This is a genomic window from Pseudomonas oplopanacis, from assembly GCF_057128725.1.
Map to the genome: position 1 here is coordinate 1 of NZ_JBSKHV010000041.1, position 941 is coordinate 941.

The 941-nt window shown below is 57.8% G+C and carries 1 protein-coding gene; it reads right to left on the bottom strand.

Annotated features, from left to right (window positions below):
- The coding region (locus tag ACWKV5_RS29605) for an ISL3 family transposase (protein WP_483844148.1) at window positions 1-859 on the bottom strand (859 nt) is incomplete at its 3' end.
- Window positions 860-941: the final 82 nt, after the last annotated feature.

Below are 941 nucleotides of genomic sequence, written 5' to 3' on the forward strand. Positions count from 1 at the left end.
GAACCTGCTGTTCCGGCGTTTTCAGATTCTGTGGATTGCGCAGCAACAGCCATCGCGCCTGCTTGATGACCTTGCGAGCCGGCTTGTCATGACGCAACCGGTTAGCTTCGTCGACGCGGACCCGATCAATGACCTCTCGGCCATATTTGGCCACCACATGAAAGAGGTCGTAGACCACTCGCGCTTTCGGGCAGTGCTGACGAACCTCCAGGTCAAACGCAGTGTTCATGTCCATTGCCACCGCTTCGATTCGAGCACATCCCTCTGGCCCAAGCTCTTCGAAAAAGGGCCGAACTGCCGCCCGGCTGCGGCCTTCGCCAATCCAAAGCACTCGTCGCGTATCGGCATCCAACACAACACTGGCGTAGCGATGCCCTTTAAACAGTGCGAATTCATCCATCACCAGGCGTCGTGGTTGCGCCTTCGGCAACTCGCTCAATGCCGCCTGCAAGGCCCGACGCTCCAGCAACCGCACGGTGTCCCAATGCAGCCCAAACATCTGGGCCACGTGCAGGGTGGGAAGGCGTTCGCTGGCCTGAATAACCGCATCAGCCAAGCGGCGTGTCATGCGCGCATAGCGATCCAGCCAACTCACGGCCTCCATGCGTTTGCCACAGTCGCGGCAGCCAACGCGCCTGAGCAGCACGCTGAGGCGTACCGCGCGGCCGAGAATGGGCAAATCGCGAACGGTTCGCTCGCAATACTCATGAGTGGTTGAACAAGGCTTTTGGCAGCCACCACAGGAAGGAAATCGGGTGGCGTGGGGAGTCAGCTCGATCCGTAGGGCATCACCATCAGGCTTGATCGTGACGACAGAAAAGCCCTCCCAAAACGGAAGGAAAGTATTAATATCGCGCATAAGAACGCCGGTTTGTTAGATGTGTTTGCTCGCACGAACATCATCAATCAAATCGGCGTTCTTGTTTCTGTGTTTCCCGGGA